Genomic DNA, 19810 nt, shown 5'->3' on the forward strand with positions numbered 1-19810 from the left:
AAAAATATATTCAAGCTATATAATAACAGTAAATTTATAAAAGTGCAATATGTATTAATAAATATATATTTATTTATTATTTAAATCCTCTACGATTTTTTCATTTTTTTCTATAATTGTATCCATAGAGCCATCGGACATAAGTCTTTCTAAAGTAGAGTTAGTTTGTTTTACTAATTGTGAGTTACCTTTTTTAAAGGCTATGCCTGTACCTTTTGTTTCTTGTGTTAAAGGAATATCTGTTATATATAAGTCTGGATTTTTGTTGACATAATTTTTAGCAACATCGCTAGCTAAAATAATGGCATCTACCTTGCCCATTTTTAAATCCATAACCATATTAGGTATTTTTGTAAGATATATTATTTTTGCATTAGATACTTGTGATTTAGCTATTTGTTCTTGTAACCCAGATTTTTGGACACCTAATTTTTTATCTGTAAGGCTTTCTATACTTGTGTATAAATCTTTATCTTTTGTTTTTATAACAAGTTTTTGACCATCGTTTACATCAGTAGATTTTCCATAAGTTATACTAAAATCTACTGCTTCTAATCTTTCTGGCGTAGGTACCATACCAGCTACAACCATATCAACGTGTTCTGCATTTAGAGCAGGTAAAAGCCCTTCAAAAGACATATCTTTAATTTTTAGCTCCACGCCCATATCCTTTGCAATTTCTTTAGCTATGTCTATATCATAACCTACTATTGTGTCTTTTCCGTCTATTACCATATGAAATTCTCTAGGAGCATAGTCGGCAGAGGTTCCAATAATAAGATGGCCTCTTTCTTTTATTTTAGATAAAGAATTATCTTCTTTTAGTTGCTCATTTGGATTAGTAGATTTGCTACAACCAAAAAGAGTAATAGCTAATAATAAATAGATAAAAATTTTTGGGGAAATTTGCATAAATATTCACTCCTTGTAAGTTTTTATTATAATTATACATTTAAAAAAACATTTGTCAATAGTTTTTGAATAAATATGCAAATAAAGTTATAGTTAATCATTAATTTTTTTTATTACATCTTCTAAAGTATATTTTGTAAATTCTTGTATAAATTTTTTTGTAGATGATTGAACAATGTCTTTTATAAGGCATTTTTCATTATTATAAGTGCAATATGTACTATTTTTTTTACATTCTACAACTTTTGAAAAATCTTCACAAAATATCAAAACATCTCCAAGATTTATATCTTTTGGTGGCTTTGCTAATTTTATACCACCAGACCTTCCCTTTAAAGATAATATGTATCCTTCTTTTGCTAAACTGTGAACTATTTTTTTTATATGATTTTGAGAGATATTTAATTTTTTTGAAAGCTCTTCTACATTAGATAAGTTATAATCATTTGCTAAATAAATAAGTATTCTAAAAGAATAATCTGTAAATTTTGATAAATTCATAAAATAAATCTCCTTAAAATATAAAATATTATAAATATTATAACATAAAAAGTATAAAAAAATAATGTTGACTTATTTTATTGGATATGATAACATAAAATGTGTAAATGAAATATACATTTTATATTAATATATATTTTATATATTTAAGGAGGATTTTTTATGTTAGATGCAAAAACTATAGAAATTATTAAAAGTACAGTTCCTGTTTTACAAGAAAAAGGTGTTGAAATAACAAAATATTTTTATAAAACTATGTTTGAAAATAACCCAGAGGTTAAACCTATGTTTGATATGGATAAACAAGCATCTGGTGCTCAGCCAGTAGCCCTTGCTAACGCTATATTAGCAGCTGCTAAAAATATTGATAATTTAGAAGCTATTATGCCAGCAGTAAAATCTATTGGTGAAAGACACGTAGAAGTTGGTGTATTAGCAGAGCATTATCCAATAGTTGGAAAAAACTTACTTATTGCTATAAAAGATATGTTAGGTGATGCAGCTACTGATGAAATTATGCAAGCTTGGGAAAAAACTTATGGTGTATTAGCAGAAGTTTTTATAAAAGTAGAAAAAGAAATGTATGATGCTAAAAATTAATAAGATAAAAATAAAACCTATCTAAATATTTAGATAGGTTTTGTTTTTATCTTACAACAATATAGCTTTTTATTTTATCATAAACATTGCTAGCATTGTTTAGTTTAAAAAATTCTTCTATTTCATCTAAAGAGCCAAAGTTATCTTGCTCTCTATATTTAATAATATTATCTATTATTTTATTATTAATACCATTATTTAAAGATAAAAGCTCTGTTTTAGAGGCAGTATTAATATTTGTATATAAACTAATTTTGTTGTTAATATCTGCCACATTTAAAGGTAACTGACCTGAGTGTCTTATAGGCCTATTTTGTATAATATGGTATGCTTGGTTTGTAGATATTTTTTGCTCATACATTTGCTCTTTTGTAGCAGTGTTAATATTTATGTATTCGTCTTTATTTTTATTAATATATACAGCATCTTTTACTCTATCGTATTCTGACGAGCTTAAAATAGATTTTAAATCTGATTTTTCATATAAATTTGTATTTTTAATTTTTTCTGCAGTTGTTCTTCCAAAAATAGCATTAAGCTCAATTATATTTTCTGTTTTTAAATCTGTAAAAACATTAAGGTTGTCTTGTAAATAATGTATATCTTTTTCTGTAATGTTGTTTGTACCAATTTTATAAAGTTCCATTAATGTTTTATATGTGTAGCCATTTTTTCTATATGCTATAATATCATCTGCAAAATAATAAGGTACATCTGCACTTGTAAGAGATGATTTGTCAGATAACGATATATTTGCTCTCCTATAAGACTTGCTTACATCTATATTGCTAGTATCCTCTACACATATAAATGATGATATTTTGTCATAGTCATAAGTTGATATAATGCTAGAAATGTCGCTTGTATTTCTAAATTTGTTTTTATCACGTTTATTTATTATCTTTTTAATATTTGAATCTGACATATTATTTAATGTTTTAAGTTCAAATTCGTTGGCAGTGTTAATGTTAGTGCATACTGTTAAAGCGTGTTTGTTTTTATCGTATATTTTTTTAGTAAAGCCTTTAACAAATTTTATTTCTTGAATATTTGAAAAAGGATTATTGTTCCTATATGATATTATCTCTTTAGAAAGGTCTTCCGATACATCTTTTAAAAGTTTTTGTAGTTGTTCTTTTGTAGCAGTATTAATGTTTATTTTATCGTTTGTATGGATAACATTTCCACCGCTAGAGCCTGTAATACTAGAATAATTATCACTTTCAAATTTCCACATACCAACAAAATCTTGTTTTGCTGTATTTTGTGCAGATAAAAGGCTATTATATGTACCACCTTTATTTTGTTTGTTATCTATAACAGCATATCCATTTAGTACCATCTCGTTATTTATATTAATACCGTTTAAATATACTATCATATAATTAAATTTACCACCTGTATAAGAGTTACCATCATTTATAAGGTTAACATTTTGCCCTAGTAAAGTGTTTGTAAGGTATTGGTAGCTAGCATCAAATCCCCTTGCATCAATACCTTTTAGCTTAACATAAGAAGTATCTTTATTTGGTAGTTCTACCTTTATAGTATCTCCATCTAAAACTTGTAATACCTTTGCATAAGTGTTGTTGTATGGTATTTTATCAATTTCTTTAGAATATATAGGTATGTTAAATGTTAAAATTATGCTAATAACTAATGTAAATAAAACTATGTTTTTAAAAACTTTCATAATATCACCTTTATAATAAAATTAATATGTATCAAAACTATATCAACCATATTATAACAAAAAAAATAAGTTTTTTCTATAAAATTTTAAAAAATACATTACATTTATATTAAATTATTTAAAAAAAATTGAATTATAAAAAATGATAGTATATAATTTATATAAAAATATTACGTATAGGTGAAAATTATGTTGAGATATAAAAAATATATAAATTATATACTAATAGCAATCTTAATTTTAGGTTCTTTTAGCATATACTATTTTAAACAGATTAATAAAAATAAAGAGTATGTTTTAAAGATAAATAATGAATACATATATAAAGAAGAATTTTTATTATATTTAAGTGAGCAGGAGCGTATATTTGAAGAAATAGGTGGCGTGGATATATGGTACACAGATTTTGATGGTGTGCCTGCTAAAGATATTGCAAAAAACAATGCTATAAACTCTATTATCTTTTTAAAAGCTATTGTAAATAAGGCACAAAGCTTAGATATACAGCTTACAAAAGAAGATGAAAATGTATTTAAAGAAAAAGCCTTGTCATTAAAAGAAAATATAAATATAGCCTACAATATAGAAATACCTTTATATATATGCGAAAAATTTGAAAAAGAAAAACTTATAGAAGCTAAAGTTTATGAATATATAACAGGTACTTTTGTTGTAGACGAAAAAGATTTTCAAAAATATTTTGAAAATTATATGAAAAAAAATAATTATGAAATAAATAAAATAAATTTAGATTATATATTTATAAAAAATAATAATGCATTTAATGCTAAAGAAAAAGCTAATAATATATCTAAAAGTATAAATACAGAGGTAGATTTTAATAAATTTAAAGAACAACCATTTATAGAGGTTTATAAAAACGTTTATTTAGAAAAAAATACATTTGAAAAAAACATACAGGATAAAGTGTATCAATTAAGTGAAAATAGCATAAGCAGTGTAATAGAAGGTAGAGATGGCTTTTATATATTTAAAATAAATAAATTATTAAAGCAAGATATAAAAGAAATAGAAAAGACTATTAGAGATGAATATATAAATATTAAAAAAACAGAAATATATAGCTTGCAAACTAAAAACTGGCTAAGTGATATAAAAGTACAAAGAAATAGTGAAATATTGTCGAATATATGATATAATTAGGTAATACTAGGAGGTGATGTTTTGGATAATAATGAAGAGTATGTAATAGAAGTAAAAAATTTGTCAAAAACTTATACTATGGGTAGCGAAAGCATAGTAGCACTAGATAATATTAGTATAGGATTTAAAAAAGGTAAAATATACTGCCTTTTAGGTACATCTGGTTCTGGTAAATCAACTTTATTAAATATGATAGCAGGGCTAGAAAGATGCTCTAAAGGTAGCATTATATTTAAAGGAAAGAATATTGAAAAAATGAGCGAAGAGGGTCTTGCTATATTTAGACAAAAATATCTTGGATTTGTATTTCAATCTTACAACCTATTACCAACCTTAACAGCACTAGAAAATGTAACTTTGCCTCTTGTTTTTATGGGAGTAAATAAGAAAGCTAGAGAAAAAAGAGCCAAAGAAATGTTAAAGGCAGTGGGGCTTGAAAAACGTTTAAAGCATAAGCCAGCAGAGATGAGTGGTGGGCAACAGCAAAGAGTTAGTATAGCTAGAGCTTTTGTAAACAACCCACAAATAATTTTTGCAGATGAGCCAACAGGTAATCTAGATACCAAAACTACATATGAAATGATGAACCTTATTACAAGCAAAGCAAGGGAGTATAACCAAACGCTTATAATAGTTACACACGATTTAGAAATAGCAGAATATGCTGATGAGATAGTATATTTAAAAGATGGACATATTGTAAAAACAGAAATAAATGAAAACCCTAAAAAAGAGGTTATTTATAGCTCAAATGAAGAATAGATAAGGAGATATACGAAATGAGATTTTTAAAAATATTTTTAATAGCAATTATTTTTATAAATAGCACAGTTTCTTTAGCTTTTGCCGAAAATGAAGTAACAGAATTGCAAAAACCAAGCAAACCTGTGCTAAAAATGGGTGGTAATAATACATACAGTATAGATGCTGGTAAAAATACAACTATTACTATACCTATAATAAATACATCAGCAGATATAGCTTTAGATGTTTTTATAAAAGCAAAAGAAGCTGGAGAAAATTCTCCTCTTAATGTAAAATTTTTAAATAATTCTAATGCTGTAAGCTCAATATTAAGAGGAGGTAGCCATAACTTATCTTTATCTGTAGATGTAGATAAAAATGCTACAACAGGGAAATACCCAATAACATTAGAGTATTCTTTTACAAGTATAGATAATGGTACATTTACAGGAAGTGATACATTTTATGTAAAAGTGGATAATGGTAGCACTGTACCTACGGTTGCTCTTAACAATTTAAAAGTGTCTAAAGATAGTGTAACTTTAGGAGATACATTTGATGTTACTGCTAGTGTACAAAATGTTTCTGGTATAGATGCAAATAATGTAAATGTAGAAATTATAGGATTAGAAGAAAATAATATGACTATTGTAGGTGGAAAAAGTAACTATTTTTTTTCTAAAATGGGGGCAAATTCATCACAAGATATATCTTTTAAACTATCTACAACAAGCCTTACAAAAGAGGGTGGTAACAAAATAACATTAAAGGTTACATATAACGACTTTTCTGGTAAAGAATATAGTAAAGATTATTTTGCATATGTAACATTATTTAAAGCAGGAAGTACAAACGGTAATTTAGATTTAAAAATATCTAGCCTTGTAGCACCAACAGGTACTTTTAATGTAGGTCAAAGTGGAACTTTTAAGCTAAAAGTAAAAAATAAATCTAATGTAGAAGCAAAAAATATAAAAGTAACATCTAAGCTACCAGAAAATATTGTACCTACATCAGCCAACATTGTTTTAATAGATAAAATTGAGCCTAACCAAGAAAAAGAGGTGTCATTTAGTGTATCACCAACAGCTAGTGCTATTACACAAACTTATTCTATCGGTTTTTCTGTAGAATATAACACAGGTAGTAAAAATACAGGCTCAGAAGGCACATCACCAACAGATAATATAGTTATAGAGCAATATGCAGGGTTTAATGTAAATAATCCAACACCTCAAAAAGAAGGTGAAGGAGCTAAAACATCTGTTCCTAAAATTATTGTTAGTAGGTATGAATCTAAACCCAATATAGTGGAGGCTGGTAAAAGCTTTCAGTTGTCTATGAACTTTAAAAACACGCACGAATCTAAAGTGGTAAAAAATATTAAAATATATTTAACCATAGAGGATAAAACAGAAGAAAAAGGAAATGTTTTTGCACCAGATAATTCTAGCACAACATATTTTATAGATTCTATTGCTCCAAAACAAGAAGTATCACATACGTTTAATCTTTTTGCAGTGCCAGATGCTAAGCCACGTTCTTATACAGTAAATGTAAATTTAGAATATGAAGATGAGCAAGCTAACGAATATAAATCGGTAGAGCTTGTAGGTGTTAATGTAAAACAACAAGCTAACCTTGAGCTTAGCGAAATATCAAAACAAGATATAGGTATGGTAGGTAACCCTATGAACTTAAGCTTCCAACTTTACAATACAGGTAAAGTAACTTTATCTAACCTTATGATAAAGCTAGAAGGTGAAGGGTTTGACACAGCATCATCTACAAACTTTATAGGAAACTTTGAACCTGGATCAACAGAATATTATGATGGCGTATTTACACCTATATCTGAAGGAGAAAAAACTTTAAAGCTCATCATTACATATAGCGACACAGATGGCAAGCAAATGGAAAGAATAGAAGAATTTAAAGTAAATATAGAAGAAATGGTTATCCCAGAAGAACCTGAAAATATGGACGCTTTTACAGAGCCAGAAAGTAAATCTCCTATTAAAATTATTGTTATATTAGGTGTAGTTATTGTTTTAGTTGGAGTTGGTATTTTTGTAGGTGTTAAAAAAGCCAAAGCCAAAAAGGAGTTGGATTTTAATGACTAATTTTGATATATTAAAAATGACATTAAAAAACCTAACGAAAAGAAAGCTTAGGACAGCACTTACTATACTAAGCGTTGTTATAGGTGCAAGCTCTATTATAATAATGGTATCTTTAGGTGTTGCATTAGATGAAAGCTTTGACAAACAAATAAAACAAATGGGAAATATAACTAATATAGAGGTTAATGCAAGTTATAACGGTAAAACGGACATAACATCAGATAATATAAATCAATTTAAAAAAATAGAAGGTGTTCAAGTAGTAACACCTATGGTAAGAAGTGATTTAAGGATATTAATAAATGGAGATAAGTATGTAGGCACTTTTAGCGTTATAGGTATAGACCCTGATGCTTCAGATTTGTTAGGGTATACAGCAATAGAAGGTAGGGGGTTAAATGCAGAAGATAGCGGAACATACAATTTGATAGCAAACCCTCTTATAGCATATGGTTTTGACAAAAAGGGGAAAGGACAACCTTATTCAAAATTTATATATAGTGAAGAAGAAGTTACACCAGATATGCAAAAAATAGATATTTTAAACCAAAAGGTAACTATTACAACAGATAGGCTATATGGTGTTAGTAGAAAATATATTGGCAATGGCTCTGATACAAATAAAAATTTAAAACATAAAACATATAAAGCAAATATTGTAGGTATTGCTAATAAGCCACAACTATATGATGATAATTACATTATAGTACCACTTGATACTTTAGAAAAAATAAAAAAAGATATAGAAAAAGTAAATTCTAACAATAGTGGTTCACCTAGTAATACACAAACAGGTTATCAATCAGTTATTGTAAAATGTGAAAGTATAGACAAAGTACAAGAAGTAATGGATAAATTAAAAGATATAGGAGAGTTTAACGTATACTCTCCCATAGAATTTATTACTGCTTCCCAAAAAACTTATAGCAGTATACAAATATTATTAGGTGCTATAGGTGGTATATCTCTATTTATTGCAGCTATTGGTATAACTAACACTATGGTTATGGCAATATATGAAAGAACGAGAGAAATAGGTATAATGAAAGTAATAGGAGCAAGAGTTTTGGATATAAAAAAATTATTCCTATTAGAATCTATACTTATAGGCTTTTTAGGTGGAGCAGTAGGTGTTATATTTAGCTATTTAATATCCTTTGGGTTAAACAAGGGTGCACCTTTTATAATGGAACTTATGGGTATTGGTGGTGGAATAGGTATAGCGCCTATTGGAGAAGAAACACTAAAAATATCTTCTATACCCCTTTGGCTTAGTGTAACATCATTAATATTTGCAAGTTTTATAGGTCTTATGGCAGGGTATTTCCCAGCTAGACGAGCTGTAAAAATAGAAGCATTAAAAGCTATAAAATCTGAATAAACATTAGTTTTAAATAATTAATATTTTAATGTATAAAATATGTCCTTTTATTTAAAAATATATAATATAAATATTTTTAAGGAGGATATATATGGATAAAAAAGAAAGTTTTATTATTAAAGATGAAGAAGAAATGGGCAAATGTATTGATATATTAAAAGGTGAAGAAGAACTAATAAAAAATGGGCTATTAAGTAAATCAAAAGATGAATTATTAAATATGCTTAAATCTCACCCTAAATATAAAGAATGTTTGTCTAAACAAGAAATTATAGAAATATTAACAGACAATTTAAATAACTAATAATCAAATTTTTTTTAATTGAAATAAAAAAGTGTATAGGTTAAATTTTTTAAGCCTATACACTTTATACTGTATATAAAATATTATTAGGTAAATTTTTTTTCATTTTTATCTCCTATGTTTATAGGAGATAAAAATTTTAATCACAATACGTGGCTTTGCCTCGAATTGTGTAAAAAGCTAGAGTTTAAGGGGCTTTAGCCCTTGTACGCAGAAATCAGCTTTTTTACCCTAGAGTATCTCAAAAAAATAAACTTGTTATTTTTTTGATTAGGTTGTGGACTTTTTCTACAACCTTAAGTGTATAGGTTAAATTTTTAAGCCTATACACTTTTCTTTTATTAATTGTAAAAAATCTTCTAATGTAGCATCTATAAACGAATTTTGCTCTATTATAATTGGTATTTTACCAGCCATTAATACATAACAAGTTTTAAGTTTGTATACTTTTGTTATTTGCTTATATTCAAAGGTAGTAGAAAAAGAACCCTCGTTAAAATATATTTTATCATCAAATGTGGTTATAGTTTTATATGTTTTATTATTATGTAATATTTTACCTTGTTTTTTTATTTGTTTATAAAGTAAAAAAGGTGTAATATAAGTGGTTAATAATAATACTATAAAAATTGCAAGGTATAAGCCTAATTGAAACGTATGGTTTTGTCTTATAGATAGTACAGATAATATAAAACTTGCAAAACTAAAAAAAGTGCCGTAAATAAGTATATTTTTACAGGCAATCTTAACTATATATTCTTTTAAAATGTTATCATTAATTAAAAATTCGTTTTTTAGAATAATAATCACTCCTAAATATATAAAATCCCGTGCATCTATCTTCGACAGACTTCCCCTAGCGTTACCTGTATAGTTAGCTCAAACCCAGCACCCTTACGGCACATAGAAAATCTTGCTTAGTGCTGCTTCCGTCAAGACCTGACACGGTTCGCAAGCATCTATTGCGTAAGACTAAGTCGTCAACACCACTTTTACAGGGCAGACCTAAAAAAAGAAAGCCTTAGATAAGACATCGTCCCTACTATAGCGGATTGTAGGTTACAAGGCACCGCTACCTCCCCAACTAGCACGAGAAACTTTAAAACATAATAATATGTTTATATTATATAGGTTGTTAGTTAATTTGTCAATGTTAAAATATTTTTAAAATAGTACAATTTTAAACAATTAATTCTCTAAAGTCGGTAATATATTCATCGCTTTCTTTTATAAGCTCTTCTATATTTTCTACGCTATTTTTATCGTATACTGCATATACTCTCATACCAGCTTTTTTAGCCCCTTTAACAGCTTCTATAATATCTTCAAAAACAATAATGTCTTTACTATCTAGTTTTAAATTTTTTGCACAAAGCTCATATATATCAGGGTAGTTTTTTCCTCTATCTACATATGTAGAATCTACTATAGTATCAAAAAAGTCATATATATTATTAGCTTTTAGGCAAACTTCATAAAGATTTTTTTCACAAGCTGTTGCAACACCCATTTTTATATTATGTTTTTTTAAAAATAACAGATATTCATAAACACCTTTTTTTAGAGTAACATTATTTTTGTATTCATCATAGGCTATATCTTTCCATTGTTCTATAATTTCTTGTATGCTATTGTCTATGCCACATATTTTTTTTGTATATTCTGCTGCCTCTAAAAGAGTCATACTTTTAATATTATATTCATAGTCAAAGGGTAAAGTTAAATTTTGTTTTTCAAAAAATACTTTATCTACTTTTTTCCATACGTGTAAAGAATCTAATATAGTACCATCTAAATCGAATATAACACCTTTATAATCTATCATTAATATTATCCTACTTTCTTAATTTTTTAAAAAATTTTTTCATTAACATACTACAATCTTCAGATAATATACCATCTATTATTTCAACTGTATGGTTAAAATTTTTATTATCTAAAAGGTTTAATATAGAGCCACAGCAACCAGCTTTATTATTTTTTGTAGCAAATACAACTCTATCTATCCTAGACTGTAAAATGGCACCAGCACACATAGGACAAGGCTCTACGGTTACAAATAATGTACAACCTTCTAACCTCCAATCTCCTATTATGTTGCAAGCTTTATCTATTGCTATTATTTCTGCGTGCTTTAAAGAATTTTTTTCGATATTTCTTTTATTATATCCTCTGGATATTATGCTATTATTATAAACAATAACACACCCTATAGGAACTTCATTTATATTATATGCTTTAATAGCTTCTTTGTAAGCTTCTTTCATAAAAAAATTATAGTCCACTTTTACACCTTCTTTTATGTAAATATAAAAAGCAAGGTATTTCCTTGCTTATAATATGTGTTTTATATATAAATCTTTTTCTTGAGATAAATCTATAAAGTCTTCACAGCATTTTACAATAGGTTTAGATAAATTTGCTTGATTTATAAACACTACCTCAGCTTTTCTACCGTCTGATAGCATAACTTGGCTACCTACATAAGTATATACAATGTTTTGTAAAAATGCCAAAAGAAGAGGTGTGTCTAACAGTTCATAGCTATTTTGTTCAAAATTTCTTATAACTTCAAAAGGACATATTTTTGGTCTATATACCCTATCTGCTGTCATAGCTTCGTATATATCACATATAGCAATTATTTTAGCAGTTGAAGATATTTTGTTATTTGTTAAGCCTAAAGGATAGCCAGAGCCATCTATTTTTTCGTGATGCATTAATACGCCTAATTTAATTTCTTCTGGTATATTTAAGTTTTTAACTATATTATACCCTAAGTATGCGTGTTTTTTGATATGGTCATATTCTACTTCTGTAAGTTTTTCTGGTTTTTTTATAATGTTTTCATCAACTTGAGTTTTGCCTATATCGTGTAATATACCAGCAACTGTAAGTATTTTTAAATCATCTCCAGAATAACCTAGCCATAAGCCAAAAAGGTTACATATAAGGCTAACATTTAAACAGTGAGCATATGTGTGTATATCCTGGGATTTTAGATGACCTAAATAAGAAAAAACATCATTTTTACAGTTTACACTATCTACTATATCTATAACCATAGAATAAAGGTTATCTATTTCAACCCCAACACCCTTTCCTATAGCTATAAATTGATTTTCTAGTTTTTCTATTTTATCTTCATAGACTTTTTTAAACTGTTTAAATTCTTTTCTATCTTCAATTTTTTCACATTCTTTATTTTCTAATAAAACATCTTCGTCAAAAGAATCATTAATATTATCATCTTTTTCAAATATAGTTATATATTTTATACCCATATCTTTTAATTTATTGTAATTAATATCACTAATCATAGTATTTTTAGCTAGTATTATATTACCAGAATTTGATACAACATTTTTAGCTAAAATCATATTAGGCTTTGCATCTGAAATATTTATTTTTTTAGTATTTAAGTTATACATAAGCAACCGCCTTTCTTAAAATTTAAAGTATATATTTTAAATTTTAAATTTAAAAATTTAAAAATTTATTCGTTTATTATAGTATAACATTAAAGTATAGTATTAAGCAATAGTATATATATAAATTATAGCATAAAAATTTTTAATTTTATATAGAAATTGTATAAAATATATTGTATTATATATAATATACAATTTTTAGGAGGTGTTTTTATAAAATCTCAAAACTTTATAAAAAATAACAAAAAATACTTTAAGCTTGGATTATGCTTAATCTTAGTAGCTATAATAACTATAATTTTTTATCGTTCTTCTTCAAAGTTAGACATTTCTGTTACAATAAAAGAGGCTAAAGATATTTTAGCGCCTTTTATATACGGTATAGGTATAGCATATATATTAAACTCTAGTTTAAAATTTTTAGAAAATAAGATATTATCTAAAATAAGATATTTAGATAATAGGAAAAAACTAAAAAGAGGAATTTCTATAACTACAGCTTATGTTATATTATTTAGCTTTTTAATATGGCTTATAAGTTATCTTATACCAGAAATACGAAAAAGCATAATAGATGTATCCGATTATTTTAAAACATTTGATACAAATGCATTTGATAAAATGTTAAAAGAAAATATCCCAATAGATGACACTGTAATATCAGAAGTATTTGTATACATTCAAAATTTTTTAATGGGATTTATAGAGCAATTTCCATATTATATAAAGAGGATATTATCAAGTACACTTAATATAGCATCTATTTTATTAAATGTAGTATTAGGCATAGTTATATCAATTTATATATTATTTGACAAAGAAGCTATAGGAGAAAGAAGCAGAAAAATAGTTTGTGCTATATTACCTAAAAGAGCATCAGAAAATTTAATACAATTTTGCAAAGAATCTAACAATACATTTGAAAAATTTTTTGTAGGAAAAATAATAGACTCTACAATAATAGGTATTATATTTTTTGTAGGTGCAACTATACTAAAAGCACCATTTGCAATGCTTTTAAGTATAATAATAGGTGTTACTAATATGATACCATTTTTTGGTCCATTTATTGGAGCAGTTCCTGTTATATTTATTACATTAATATTTGATATAGCAAATCCTTTAAAAGCTTTATGGATATTAATATTTATACTTTTATTACAACAATTTGACGGTAATATTTTAGGTCCTAAAATTTTAGGAGATTCTATTGGTATAAAGCCTATAGGTATTATATTTTCAATAATTGTAGGGGGGGCAATATTTGGACCACCAGGAATGTTTTTTGGTGTACCAATATTTGCCGTTATATTTTCCACATTTAATCGTTTTGTAGATAGAAGATATGATAAAAAATATGGTGGTGAAAAATAATGAATTATCCTAAAAATGCAAATGTATTTATGTTTATATTAATGATATTTTTTATATTTATGGGAAATGGAATATCCTTTTTAATTTCTAGGTTATACCCAGATTTACTATCGCAAGAAAATATATGGATATCTCAAAGTATTTTTTCTACTGTTTGTCTTGTAGGCCCTATTATCTTATATGTTATTGTAAAGAGGATAAAAATTAAAGATGTTATACCATTAAAGCCGTTGTCAATAAAAAATTTTTTTATATTAATATTTATAGCTTTTGCAATACAACCAATGTTACAATTAATAGGGTTTATTACTAATATTTTTCATAAAGATGAAATATCAGATGTTATATACTCATTTTCTAGTTTAGGGCTTCCTAAGGCCTTGTTTTCTGTAGCAATAGTTCCTGCTATAACAGAAGAATTAGCTTTTAGAGGTGTTATATTAACAGGCTATAAAAAAACAGGAGTATTAGTTGCCGTATTAATGTCTAGCATTTATTTTGGAATGATACATTTTACTATTACACAACTTTTTTACACAGTGGTAGCAGGTATAATATTTGCTATTGCTGTAAAAGTAACAAAGTCTATATATGCAGGGATATTAATGCACTTTGTACTTAATGGGACACAAATAACAATGGCTTATTTTTTGATAAAATATCAAAGTATACAAAGCAAACTAACTGGTAGTGAATATAATATTTTGGAGCAAGCACAAAATCAATTATCAAATCCCATAGGCATTTTTATACAACTATTGGCTGTTTTTATACAGTTTATGTCTTCTATACCTTTTCTTATATTAGCAGTATTTTTATTTGTAAGGGTTAATAGAAAAGAAATAGATACGTTGATACAAGAAAATAAACAATTAAAAAATAACCAAGATAAAACAAATATTTTTACTACATTTTTTTATGTAAATATATTAGTATATTTATCCTTTATGGTACTATCTACAATTTTAAAAAAAATATATATGTAGATAACTATTTAAGTAAAAAATAAAACAGATATGGAATTTAATCCTATCTGTTTTATTTTTTAGATATAAATGCTTTACTGTAATTTTATTACAGAATATGTTTATCTATAAGGTTTACAAGATTAGCAATTTCTGGCTTAGTTATTTGAGCAGTAGCACCTAATCTTTCTCCTTTTAATCTCATTTCATCGTTTATAAGGGAAGAGAAAATAATAACTGGTATATGTTTAAGCTCATCATCATCTCTAATAAATTTTAAAAGTCTATGCCCGTCCATTTTAGGCATTTCAATATCTGTAACAATACAAGCTACCTTATCTTCAATAGGGCCTGGTTGGTTTTTATATTCTTGTAAAGTTTCCCAAGCATCTTTACCATCTGAGCACATAGTTGTATTTGTATATTGAGATTTATGAAGACATTCTATTAAAAGTTTTTCTAATAGAGGAGAGTCTTCTGCTAAAAGTATAGGCTTAGTAGAGTTTTTACGTTCTCCAAGCTTATCAAGGTCTGATACTTGTATACTTTTATCTGGACTAATATCTGCAAGTATTTTTTCAAAGTCTAATATAGTTATAAGTCTATCTTTTACTCTGGCTATACCTGTTGCAAGGCCTTCTTCCCCACTATATATAGTAGTATCTGGTTTTTCTATGTTTTCCCAAGATATACGGTGTATTTCTTCTACTGTATGCACGTGAAAAGCAGTATATACATTATTAAATATAGTTATAATAAATATATCTCTAGTCGGGTCTTCTGTTGATGGTAACCCCATATATTTTGGCAAATCTATTACAGTCATTATTTCATCTCTAGGCTTAAAAACACCTTCTACATAAGGGCTAGAATTAGGCATTACTGTAGCAGCAGTATATTTCATAATTTCTAGTATTTTAGCAACATTTATACCAAAATGACTACCTGCTATAGTAAATTCCATAAGCTCAAGCTCGTTAGTACCACTTTCTAAAAGAATTTTTGGCTTTAATATGTTATTCAAATCAAAATCCTCCTCTTAAATATATTTTAATAATATAACATTAATTAAGCTTAATATATATTATAGTTTAATTAAATTAATAATGGATAAAATAAATATATACTAATTAATATTATAACATTTTAATAGAATAAATCAAATAAAAAAATGAAAAAAATTAAAAAAGTTTTTTAATATAGTTGAATAATGTAAAAAATTATGATAAAGTTTGTATATAATACACTTAGGAGGGGACATTTTAATGTGTGGATTTACTGGATTTACTGGAAATTTATCAAATAGAGAAGAAATAATAGAAAAAATGATGGATAGAATAATACATAGAGGACCAGATAGTAGTGGTATACATAGTGATGAAAATGTTACACTAGGCTTTAGAAGACTTAGCATTATAGGATTAGAAAATGGCTCTCAACCTATGTATAATGAAGACAAAAGTGTAGTTATAGTGTTTAATGGTGAAATATATAACTACGAAAAAATAAAAGAAGAGCTTATACAAAAAGGACATATATTTAAAAGCGAAGCAGACACAGAGGTTTTAGTGCATTTATACGAAGAAAAGGGTATGGATATGTTAAAACATATAAGAGGTATGTTTGCTTTTGTTATATATGATATGAACAAAAAAGAGCTTTTTGCTGTTAGAGATTTTTTTGGTATAAAGCCTTTTTATTATAGCAATGTAAATGGAAACCTTATTTTTGGGTCTGAGATAAAAAGCTTTTTAGAATATCCACACTTTAAAAAGGAGGTAAACCCTGTTGCTTTAGAAAACTATCTTTCTTTTCAATATTCTGTATTAGAAGAAACTTTCTTTAAAGGTGTGTATAAACTTATGCCAGGACATTATTTAAAATATAAAGATGGCAAGGTAGATATAACAAGATATTTCGAGCCCGAATTTAATCCACAACAAATTAAATTGCAAGAGGCTATTAAAGCCGTTGATAATACTTTACAAGATTCTATAAAAATGCACAAGGTAAGCGATGTAGAGGTTGGCTCATTTTTATCTAGTGGTGTAGATTCTAGCTATGTAGCTGCAACATTTAAAGGGGACAAAACTTTTACGGTAGGGTTTGATTATGATAATTACAATGAAATAGACTATGCTAAAGATTTATCAGAAAAAATTGGTATAGAAAACTTTAATAAAACTATAACAACACAAGAATACTGGGATACTATACCAAAAGTGCAATACCATATGGACGAGCCTTTAGCAGACCCATCTGCCATAGCTTTGTATTTTGTATCAAATTTAGCTAGTAAGCACGTTAAGGTTGCTTTATCTGGAGAAGGTGCAGACGAGTTTTTTGGAGGATATAATATTTATAAAGAGCCTTTTGATATTTCCTTTATAACTGTTTTGCCAAAGCCTATAAGAAAAGCACTTGCAAAAATTGTTAAATTAATACCGTTTTCATTTAAAGGTAAAAATTTATTTATAAGAGCATCTAAAGATGTAGAAGAAAGATTTATAGGTAATGCTAATATGTTTTCTAAAGAAGAAAGAGAAAGTATACTAAAATCTCCTACTGGAAAATATGATACAACAGATATTACAAAACCTTTATATGAAAAGGTTAAACATTTAGATGATGTTACAAAAATGCAGTATATAGACTTAAACCTTTGGCTTGTAGGAGATATACTTTTAAAGGCAGATAAAATGAGTATGGCAAACTCTCTTGAGGTTAGAGTACCATTTTTAGATAAAGAAGTGTTTAAAGTTGCTAGTAAAATTCCTTCTGATTATCGTGTTAATAAGCAAGCTACAAAATATATCTTTAGAATGGCATCTAAGGAATATTTACCAGAGATGGTTTCTACTAAGAAGAAACTTGGATTTCCTGTGCCTATTAGAGTATGGCTTAAAGAAGATAAGTTTTATAACAAGGTAAAAGACGCGTTTTCATCTAATGTAGCAAAAAAATATTTTAATACAGATAAAATAATAGCTTATCTTGATAATCACAAGCAAGGTAAAGGAGATTTTAGCCGTAAAATATGGACAATATATATGTTTTTAGTTTGGCATAACGAGTTTTTTGAGGAGGCATAAAAATGGATTGTATTTTTTGTAAAATTTTAAATGGTGATATACCATCTAAAAAAGTTTTTGAAAATGATAACTTTATAGCTATATTAGATGCTTTTCCTGCTAATGAGGGGCATACCCTTGTTATACCTAAAAAGCACTTTACAAATATTTTTGAAATAGATGAAGAAACATTAAAAGAAGGATATTCTATTGCAAGAAATGTAGCTAATAGCATAAGGAAATCTTTAAATATAGAAAATATAAATATATTACAAAACAATGGTGCTTTAGCTGGACAGACAGTTAATCATTTTCATATACATATTATACCTAGACTAGAAAATGATACTGTTACTATGAAATCTATACCTGTTACCATTGATTCAAAAAAAATGGAGCAAATAGCATTAAGTATAAAAGATAATATGTAAAAATAAATTTATGGTTATACCTATATTTTTAATTGACAAATTATTAAAATATAGGTATAATTATCATTATATGAGCCGTTGTGGCGGAATTGGCAGACGCACCAGACTCAAAATCTGGCGAGTTTTCTCGTGTGGGTTCAAATCCCACCAGCGGCATTTACTTATTTTAAAGTTTAGTATTTTAAAAGTATAAAATAAAAATCCACTCATTTAATGGGTGGATTTTTATTTATTTTTTATAACCATCTATAAGATTGTTTATCTATAAAGCCTCTATTTTTTAATAATGTTTTTAAACAATCTGACCATTGTTTAGTTTCTTCTATATTTTCTGCAAGTACAGAGCCGTGTGCACCTTTGTTAAATATATGAAGACTATATGGAACATTTTTGTTTTTTAAAGCTACGCCAAGCTCTAATGTATTTATAACATTAACTGACGCATCTTCTACTGTATGCCATAGGAACATCTCTGGCATATCTTCTCTAACATTTTTCTCTAAAGACAACATTTTTCTAAGCTCTTTGTCTTCTCCAACAAGGTTTTGTGCTGAGCCTTCGTGTGTATAGCTTTCACATAAAGATACAACAGGATAGCATAAAACTGCTAAATCTGGTTTTGCACATATTTTGTCTATTTCGTCATTGCTTTCTTGCTCAAACTTATCAAAAAATTCTGCAACACAGCCTGCTAAATGTCCACCAGCAGAAAATCCTATTACTCCAACTTTATTAGGGTCTATATTAAATTTTTCTGCATTATATTTTACATATCTTATTGCACGTTTAGCATCTATAATAGGTGCTGGGTGCTTATATGGTGCAACTCTATAATCTAAAACAAAGGCATTTATACCAAAAAAGTTAAACCACCTTGCCATTTTTTCTCCTTCATCGGAGCAAAAGCCATATCCACCGCCTGGGAGTATAATCATTGCACCTCTTTTTTTAATATCATCATCATCTTCTTCAACTAAATAAGGTATTATTGTACCTGCAAATTTATTTTCTTCATTTTTTATATTTTCATCAAAAAGAGGAATATCTTTATTCCAAATGTTTATTCTTTCCATATATTTTCTCCTTTAAATTTAATAGCTTGCTTATTTTTAATTT

The 19810-nt window shown here is 26.9% G+C and carries 19 protein-coding genes, 1 tRNA gene and 1 other RNA gene; 11 read left to right on the forward strand and 10 right to left on the reverse strand.

Translation table 11 applies throughout. The annotated features are described in order from the left end of the window. Positions 1–69: 69 nt before the first annotated feature. Positions 70–912, reverse strand: coding sequence for a transporter substrate-binding domain-containing protein (locus R5Z65_RS02485; RefSeq protein ID WP_317366874.1), 843 nt, complete (start codon positions 910–912; stop codon positions 70–72). Positions 913–1005: 93 nt separating this feature from the next. Then, positions 1006–1413: an Rrf2 family transcriptional regulator gene (locus R5Z65_RS02490; RefSeq protein ID WP_317366875.1), complete on the reverse strand. Its 408-nt coding sequence runs from the start codon at positions 1411–1413 to the stop codon at positions 1006–1008. A gap of 162 nt (positions 1414–1575) precedes the next feature. Here R5Z65_RS02490 and R5Z65_RS02495 point away from each other — a divergent pair, with 162 nt between their 5' ends. Then, positions 1576–2013 carry a globin domain-containing protein gene (locus tag R5Z65_RS02495; RefSeq protein WP_317366877.1) on the forward strand — a complete coding sequence of 146 codons (438 nt, stop codon included), beginning with the start codon at positions 1576–1578 and terminating at the stop codon, positions 2011–2013. 46 nt (positions 2014–2059) lie between these two features. Here the strand turns inward: R5Z65_RS02495 and R5Z65_RS02500 are convergent, their stop codons facing one another. After that, a complete protein-coding gene (locus R5Z65_RS02500; protein ID WP_317366879.1) occupies positions 2060–3706 on the reverse strand; it encodes a helix-hairpin-helix domain-containing protein in 1647 nt (548 codons plus the stop codon). Positions 3707–3895: 189 nt separating this feature from the next. Here R5Z65_RS02500 and R5Z65_RS02505 point away from each other — a divergent pair, with 189 nt between their 5' ends. From R5Z65_RS02505 to R5Z65_RS02525, 5 genes are all read left to right on the forward strand, one after another. Beyond that, positions 3896–4861: a peptidyl-prolyl cis-trans isomerase gene (locus R5Z65_RS02505; protein ID WP_317366880.1), complete on the forward strand. Its 966-nt coding sequence runs from the start codon at positions 3896–3898 to the stop codon at positions 4859–4861. 87 nt (positions 4862–4948) lie between these two features. Further along, positions 4949–5632 (forward strand): ABC transporter ATP-binding protein, encoded by a 684-nt coding sequence (locus R5Z65_RS02510; protein WP_317366919.1) that lies wholly within the window; start codon positions 4949–4951, stop codon positions 5630–5632. A 17-nt stretch (positions 5633–5649) separates the two neighbouring features. Beyond that, complete coding sequence (locus R5Z65_RS02515; RefSeq protein WP_317366881.1) at positions 5650–7737, forward strand: NEW3 domain-containing protein; 2088 nt, start codon at positions 5650–5652, stop codon at positions 7735–7737. Continuing rightward, entirely contained in the window at positions 7730–9118 is a 1389-nt protein-coding gene (locus R5Z65_RS02520; RefSeq protein ID WP_317366882.1) for an ABC transporter permease, read from the forward strand. Before R5Z65_RS02515 ends, R5Z65_RS02520 begins: the two co-directional genes overlap by 8 nt. Positions 9119–9209: 91 nt before the next feature. Continuing rightward, positions 9210–9422 (forward strand): hypothetical protein, encoded by a 213-nt coding sequence (locus R5Z65_RS02525; protein WP_317366883.1) that lies wholly within the window; start codon positions 9210–9212, stop codon positions 9420–9422. Between the two features lie 309 nt (positions 9423–9731). On the opposite strand, the gene R5Z65_RS02530 is transcribed toward R5Z65_RS02525, so the two are convergent. From R5Z65_RS02530 to R5Z65_RS02550, 5 genes are all read right to left on the reverse strand, one after another. Continuing rightward, positions 9732–10232, reverse strand: coding sequence for a hypothetical protein (locus R5Z65_RS02530; protein ID WP_317366884.1), 501 nt, complete (start codon positions 10230–10232; stop codon positions 9732–9734). Positions 10233–10250: 18 nt separating this feature from the next. Next, positions 10251–10515, reverse strand: an RNA gene (gene ffs, locus R5Z65_RS02535) — signal recognition particle sRNA large type. Positions 10516–10602: 87 nt separating this feature from the next. Further along, complete coding sequence (locus R5Z65_RS02540) at positions 10603–11247, reverse strand: HAD family phosphatase (RefSeq protein ID WP_317366885.1); 645 nt, start codon at positions 11245–11247, stop codon at positions 10603–10605. A gap of 10 nt (positions 11248–11257) precedes the next feature. Then, positions 11258–11707 carry a tRNA adenosine(34) deaminase TadA gene (tadA, locus tag R5Z65_RS02545; protein WP_317366886.1) on the reverse strand — a complete coding sequence of 150 codons (450 nt, stop codon included), beginning with the start codon at positions 11705–11707 and terminating at the stop codon, positions 11258–11260. A 48-nt stretch (positions 11708–11755) separates the two neighbouring features. Beyond that, the gene (locus R5Z65_RS02550) at positions 11756–12853 is read right to left on the reverse strand and encodes an HD-GYP domain-containing protein (protein WP_317366888.1); all 1098 of its coding nucleotides are present in this window, start codon (positions 12851–12853) and stop codon (positions 11756–11758) included. 159 nt (positions 12854–13012) lie between these two features. On the opposite strand from R5Z65_RS02550, the gene R5Z65_RS02555 reads away from it, so the two are divergent. Together R5Z65_RS02555 and R5Z65_RS02560 are read left to right on the forward strand one after the other, a co-directional pair. Further along, positions 13013–14227, forward strand: a complete 1215-nt coding sequence (locus R5Z65_RS02555) for an AI-2E family transporter (RefSeq protein ID WP_317366889.1) — start codon at positions 13013–13015, stop codon at positions 14225–14227. Next, positions 14227–15213, forward strand: coding sequence for a type II CAAX endopeptidase family protein (locus tag R5Z65_RS02560; protein WP_317366890.1), 987 nt, complete (start codon positions 14227–14229; stop codon positions 15211–15213). Before R5Z65_RS02555 ends, R5Z65_RS02560 begins: the two co-directional genes overlap by 1 nt. Before the next feature lie 88 nt (positions 15214–15301). Here the strand turns inward: R5Z65_RS02560 and R5Z65_RS02565 are convergent, their stop codons facing one another. Beyond that, a complete protein-coding gene (locus R5Z65_RS02565) occupies positions 15302–16216 on the reverse strand; it encodes a chemotaxis protein (protein ID WP_317366891.1) in 915 nt (304 codons plus the stop codon). A gap of 241 nt (positions 16217–16457) precedes the next feature. Here R5Z65_RS02565 and asnB point away from each other — a divergent pair, with 241 nt between their 5' ends. The 3 genes from asnB (at position 16458) to R5Z65_RS02580 (ending at position 18850) form a co-directional block, all read left to right on the forward strand. Further along, the gene (gene asnB / locus R5Z65_RS02570; RefSeq protein WP_317366893.1) at positions 16458–18284 is read left to right on the forward strand and encodes an asparagine synthase (glutamine-hydrolyzing); all 1827 of its coding nucleotides are present in this window, start codon (positions 16458–16460) and stop codon (positions 18282–18284) included. 2 nt (positions 18285–18286) lie between these two features. Next, positions 18287–18694: an HIT family protein gene (locus R5Z65_RS02575; protein ID WP_317366894.1), complete on the forward strand. Its 408-nt coding sequence runs from the start codon at positions 18287–18289 to the stop codon at positions 18692–18694. A 74-nt stretch (positions 18695–18768) separates the two neighbouring features. Next, positions 18769–18850, forward strand: a tRNA-Leu gene (locus R5Z65_RS02580). An 80-nt stretch (positions 18851–18930) separates the two neighbouring features. Here R5Z65_RS02580 and R5Z65_RS02585 read toward each other — a convergent pair. Beyond that, positions 18931–19767, reverse strand: coding sequence for an alpha/beta hydrolase (locus R5Z65_RS02585; protein WP_317366895.1), 837 nt, complete (start codon positions 19765–19767; stop codon positions 18931–18933). Positions 19768–19810: the final 43 nt, after the last annotated feature.

The sequence above is a fragment of the uncultured Tyzzerella sp. genome, assembly GCF_963558545.1.
Lineage (GTDB): Bacteria > Bacillota > Clostridia > Lachnospirales > CAG-274 > Tyzzerella.

Coding starts and splice junctions, on each gene's coding strand:
- R5Z65_RS02575 (WP_317366894.1), top strand. CDS start 18,287: ATGGATTGTATTTTTTGTAAAATTTTAAATGGTGATATACCATCTAAA.
- R5Z65_RS02585 (WP_317366895.1), bottom strand. CDS start 19,767: ATGGAAAGAATAAACATTTGGAATAAAGATATTCCTCTTTTTGATGAA.
- R5Z65_RS02495 (WP_317366877.1), top strand. CDS start 1,576: ATGTTAGATGCAAAAACTATAGAAATTATTAAAAGTACAGTTCCTGTT.
- R5Z65_RS02550 (WP_317366888.1), bottom strand. CDS start 12,853: ATGTATAACTTAAATACTAAAAAAATAAATATTTCAGATGCAAAGCCT.
- R5Z65_RS02485 (WP_317366874.1), bottom strand. CDS start 912: ATGCAAATTTCCCCAAAAATTTTTATCTATTTATTATTAGCTATTACT.
- R5Z65_RS02560 (WP_317366890.1), top strand. CDS start 14,227: ATGAATTATCCTAAAAATGCAAATGTATTTATGTTTATATTAATGATA.
- R5Z65_RS02515 (WP_317366881.1), top strand. CDS start 5,650: ATGAGATTTTTAAAAATATTTTTAATAGCAATTATTTTTATAAATAGC.
- R5Z65_RS02540 (WP_317366885.1), bottom strand. CDS start 11,247: ATGATAGATTATAAAGGTGTTATATTCGATTTAGATGGTACTATATTA.
- R5Z65_RS02520 (WP_317366882.1), top strand. CDS start 7,730: ATGACTAATTTTGATATATTAAAAATGACATTAAAAAACCTAACGAAA.
- R5Z65_RS02490 (WP_317366875.1), bottom strand. CDS start 1,413: ATGAATTTATCAAAATTTACAGATTATTCTTTTAGAATACTTATTTAT.
- asnB (WP_317366893.1), top strand. CDS start 16,458: ATGTGTGGATTTACTGGATTTACTGGAAATTTATCAAATAGAGAAGAA.
- R5Z65_RS02505 (WP_317366880.1), top strand. CDS start 3,896: ATGTTGAGATATAAAAAATATATAAATTATATACTAATAGCAATCTTA.
- R5Z65_RS02510 (WP_317366919.1), top strand. CDS start 4,949: ATGGGTAGCGAAAGCATAGTAGCACTAGATAATATTAGTATAGGATTT.
- R5Z65_RS02500 (WP_317366879.1), bottom strand. CDS start 3,706: ATGAAAGTTTTTAAAAACATAGTTTTATTTACATTAGTTATTAGCATA.
- R5Z65_RS02525 (WP_317366883.1), top strand. CDS start 9,210: ATGGATAAAAAAGAAAGTTTTATTATTAAAGATGAAGAAGAAATGGGC.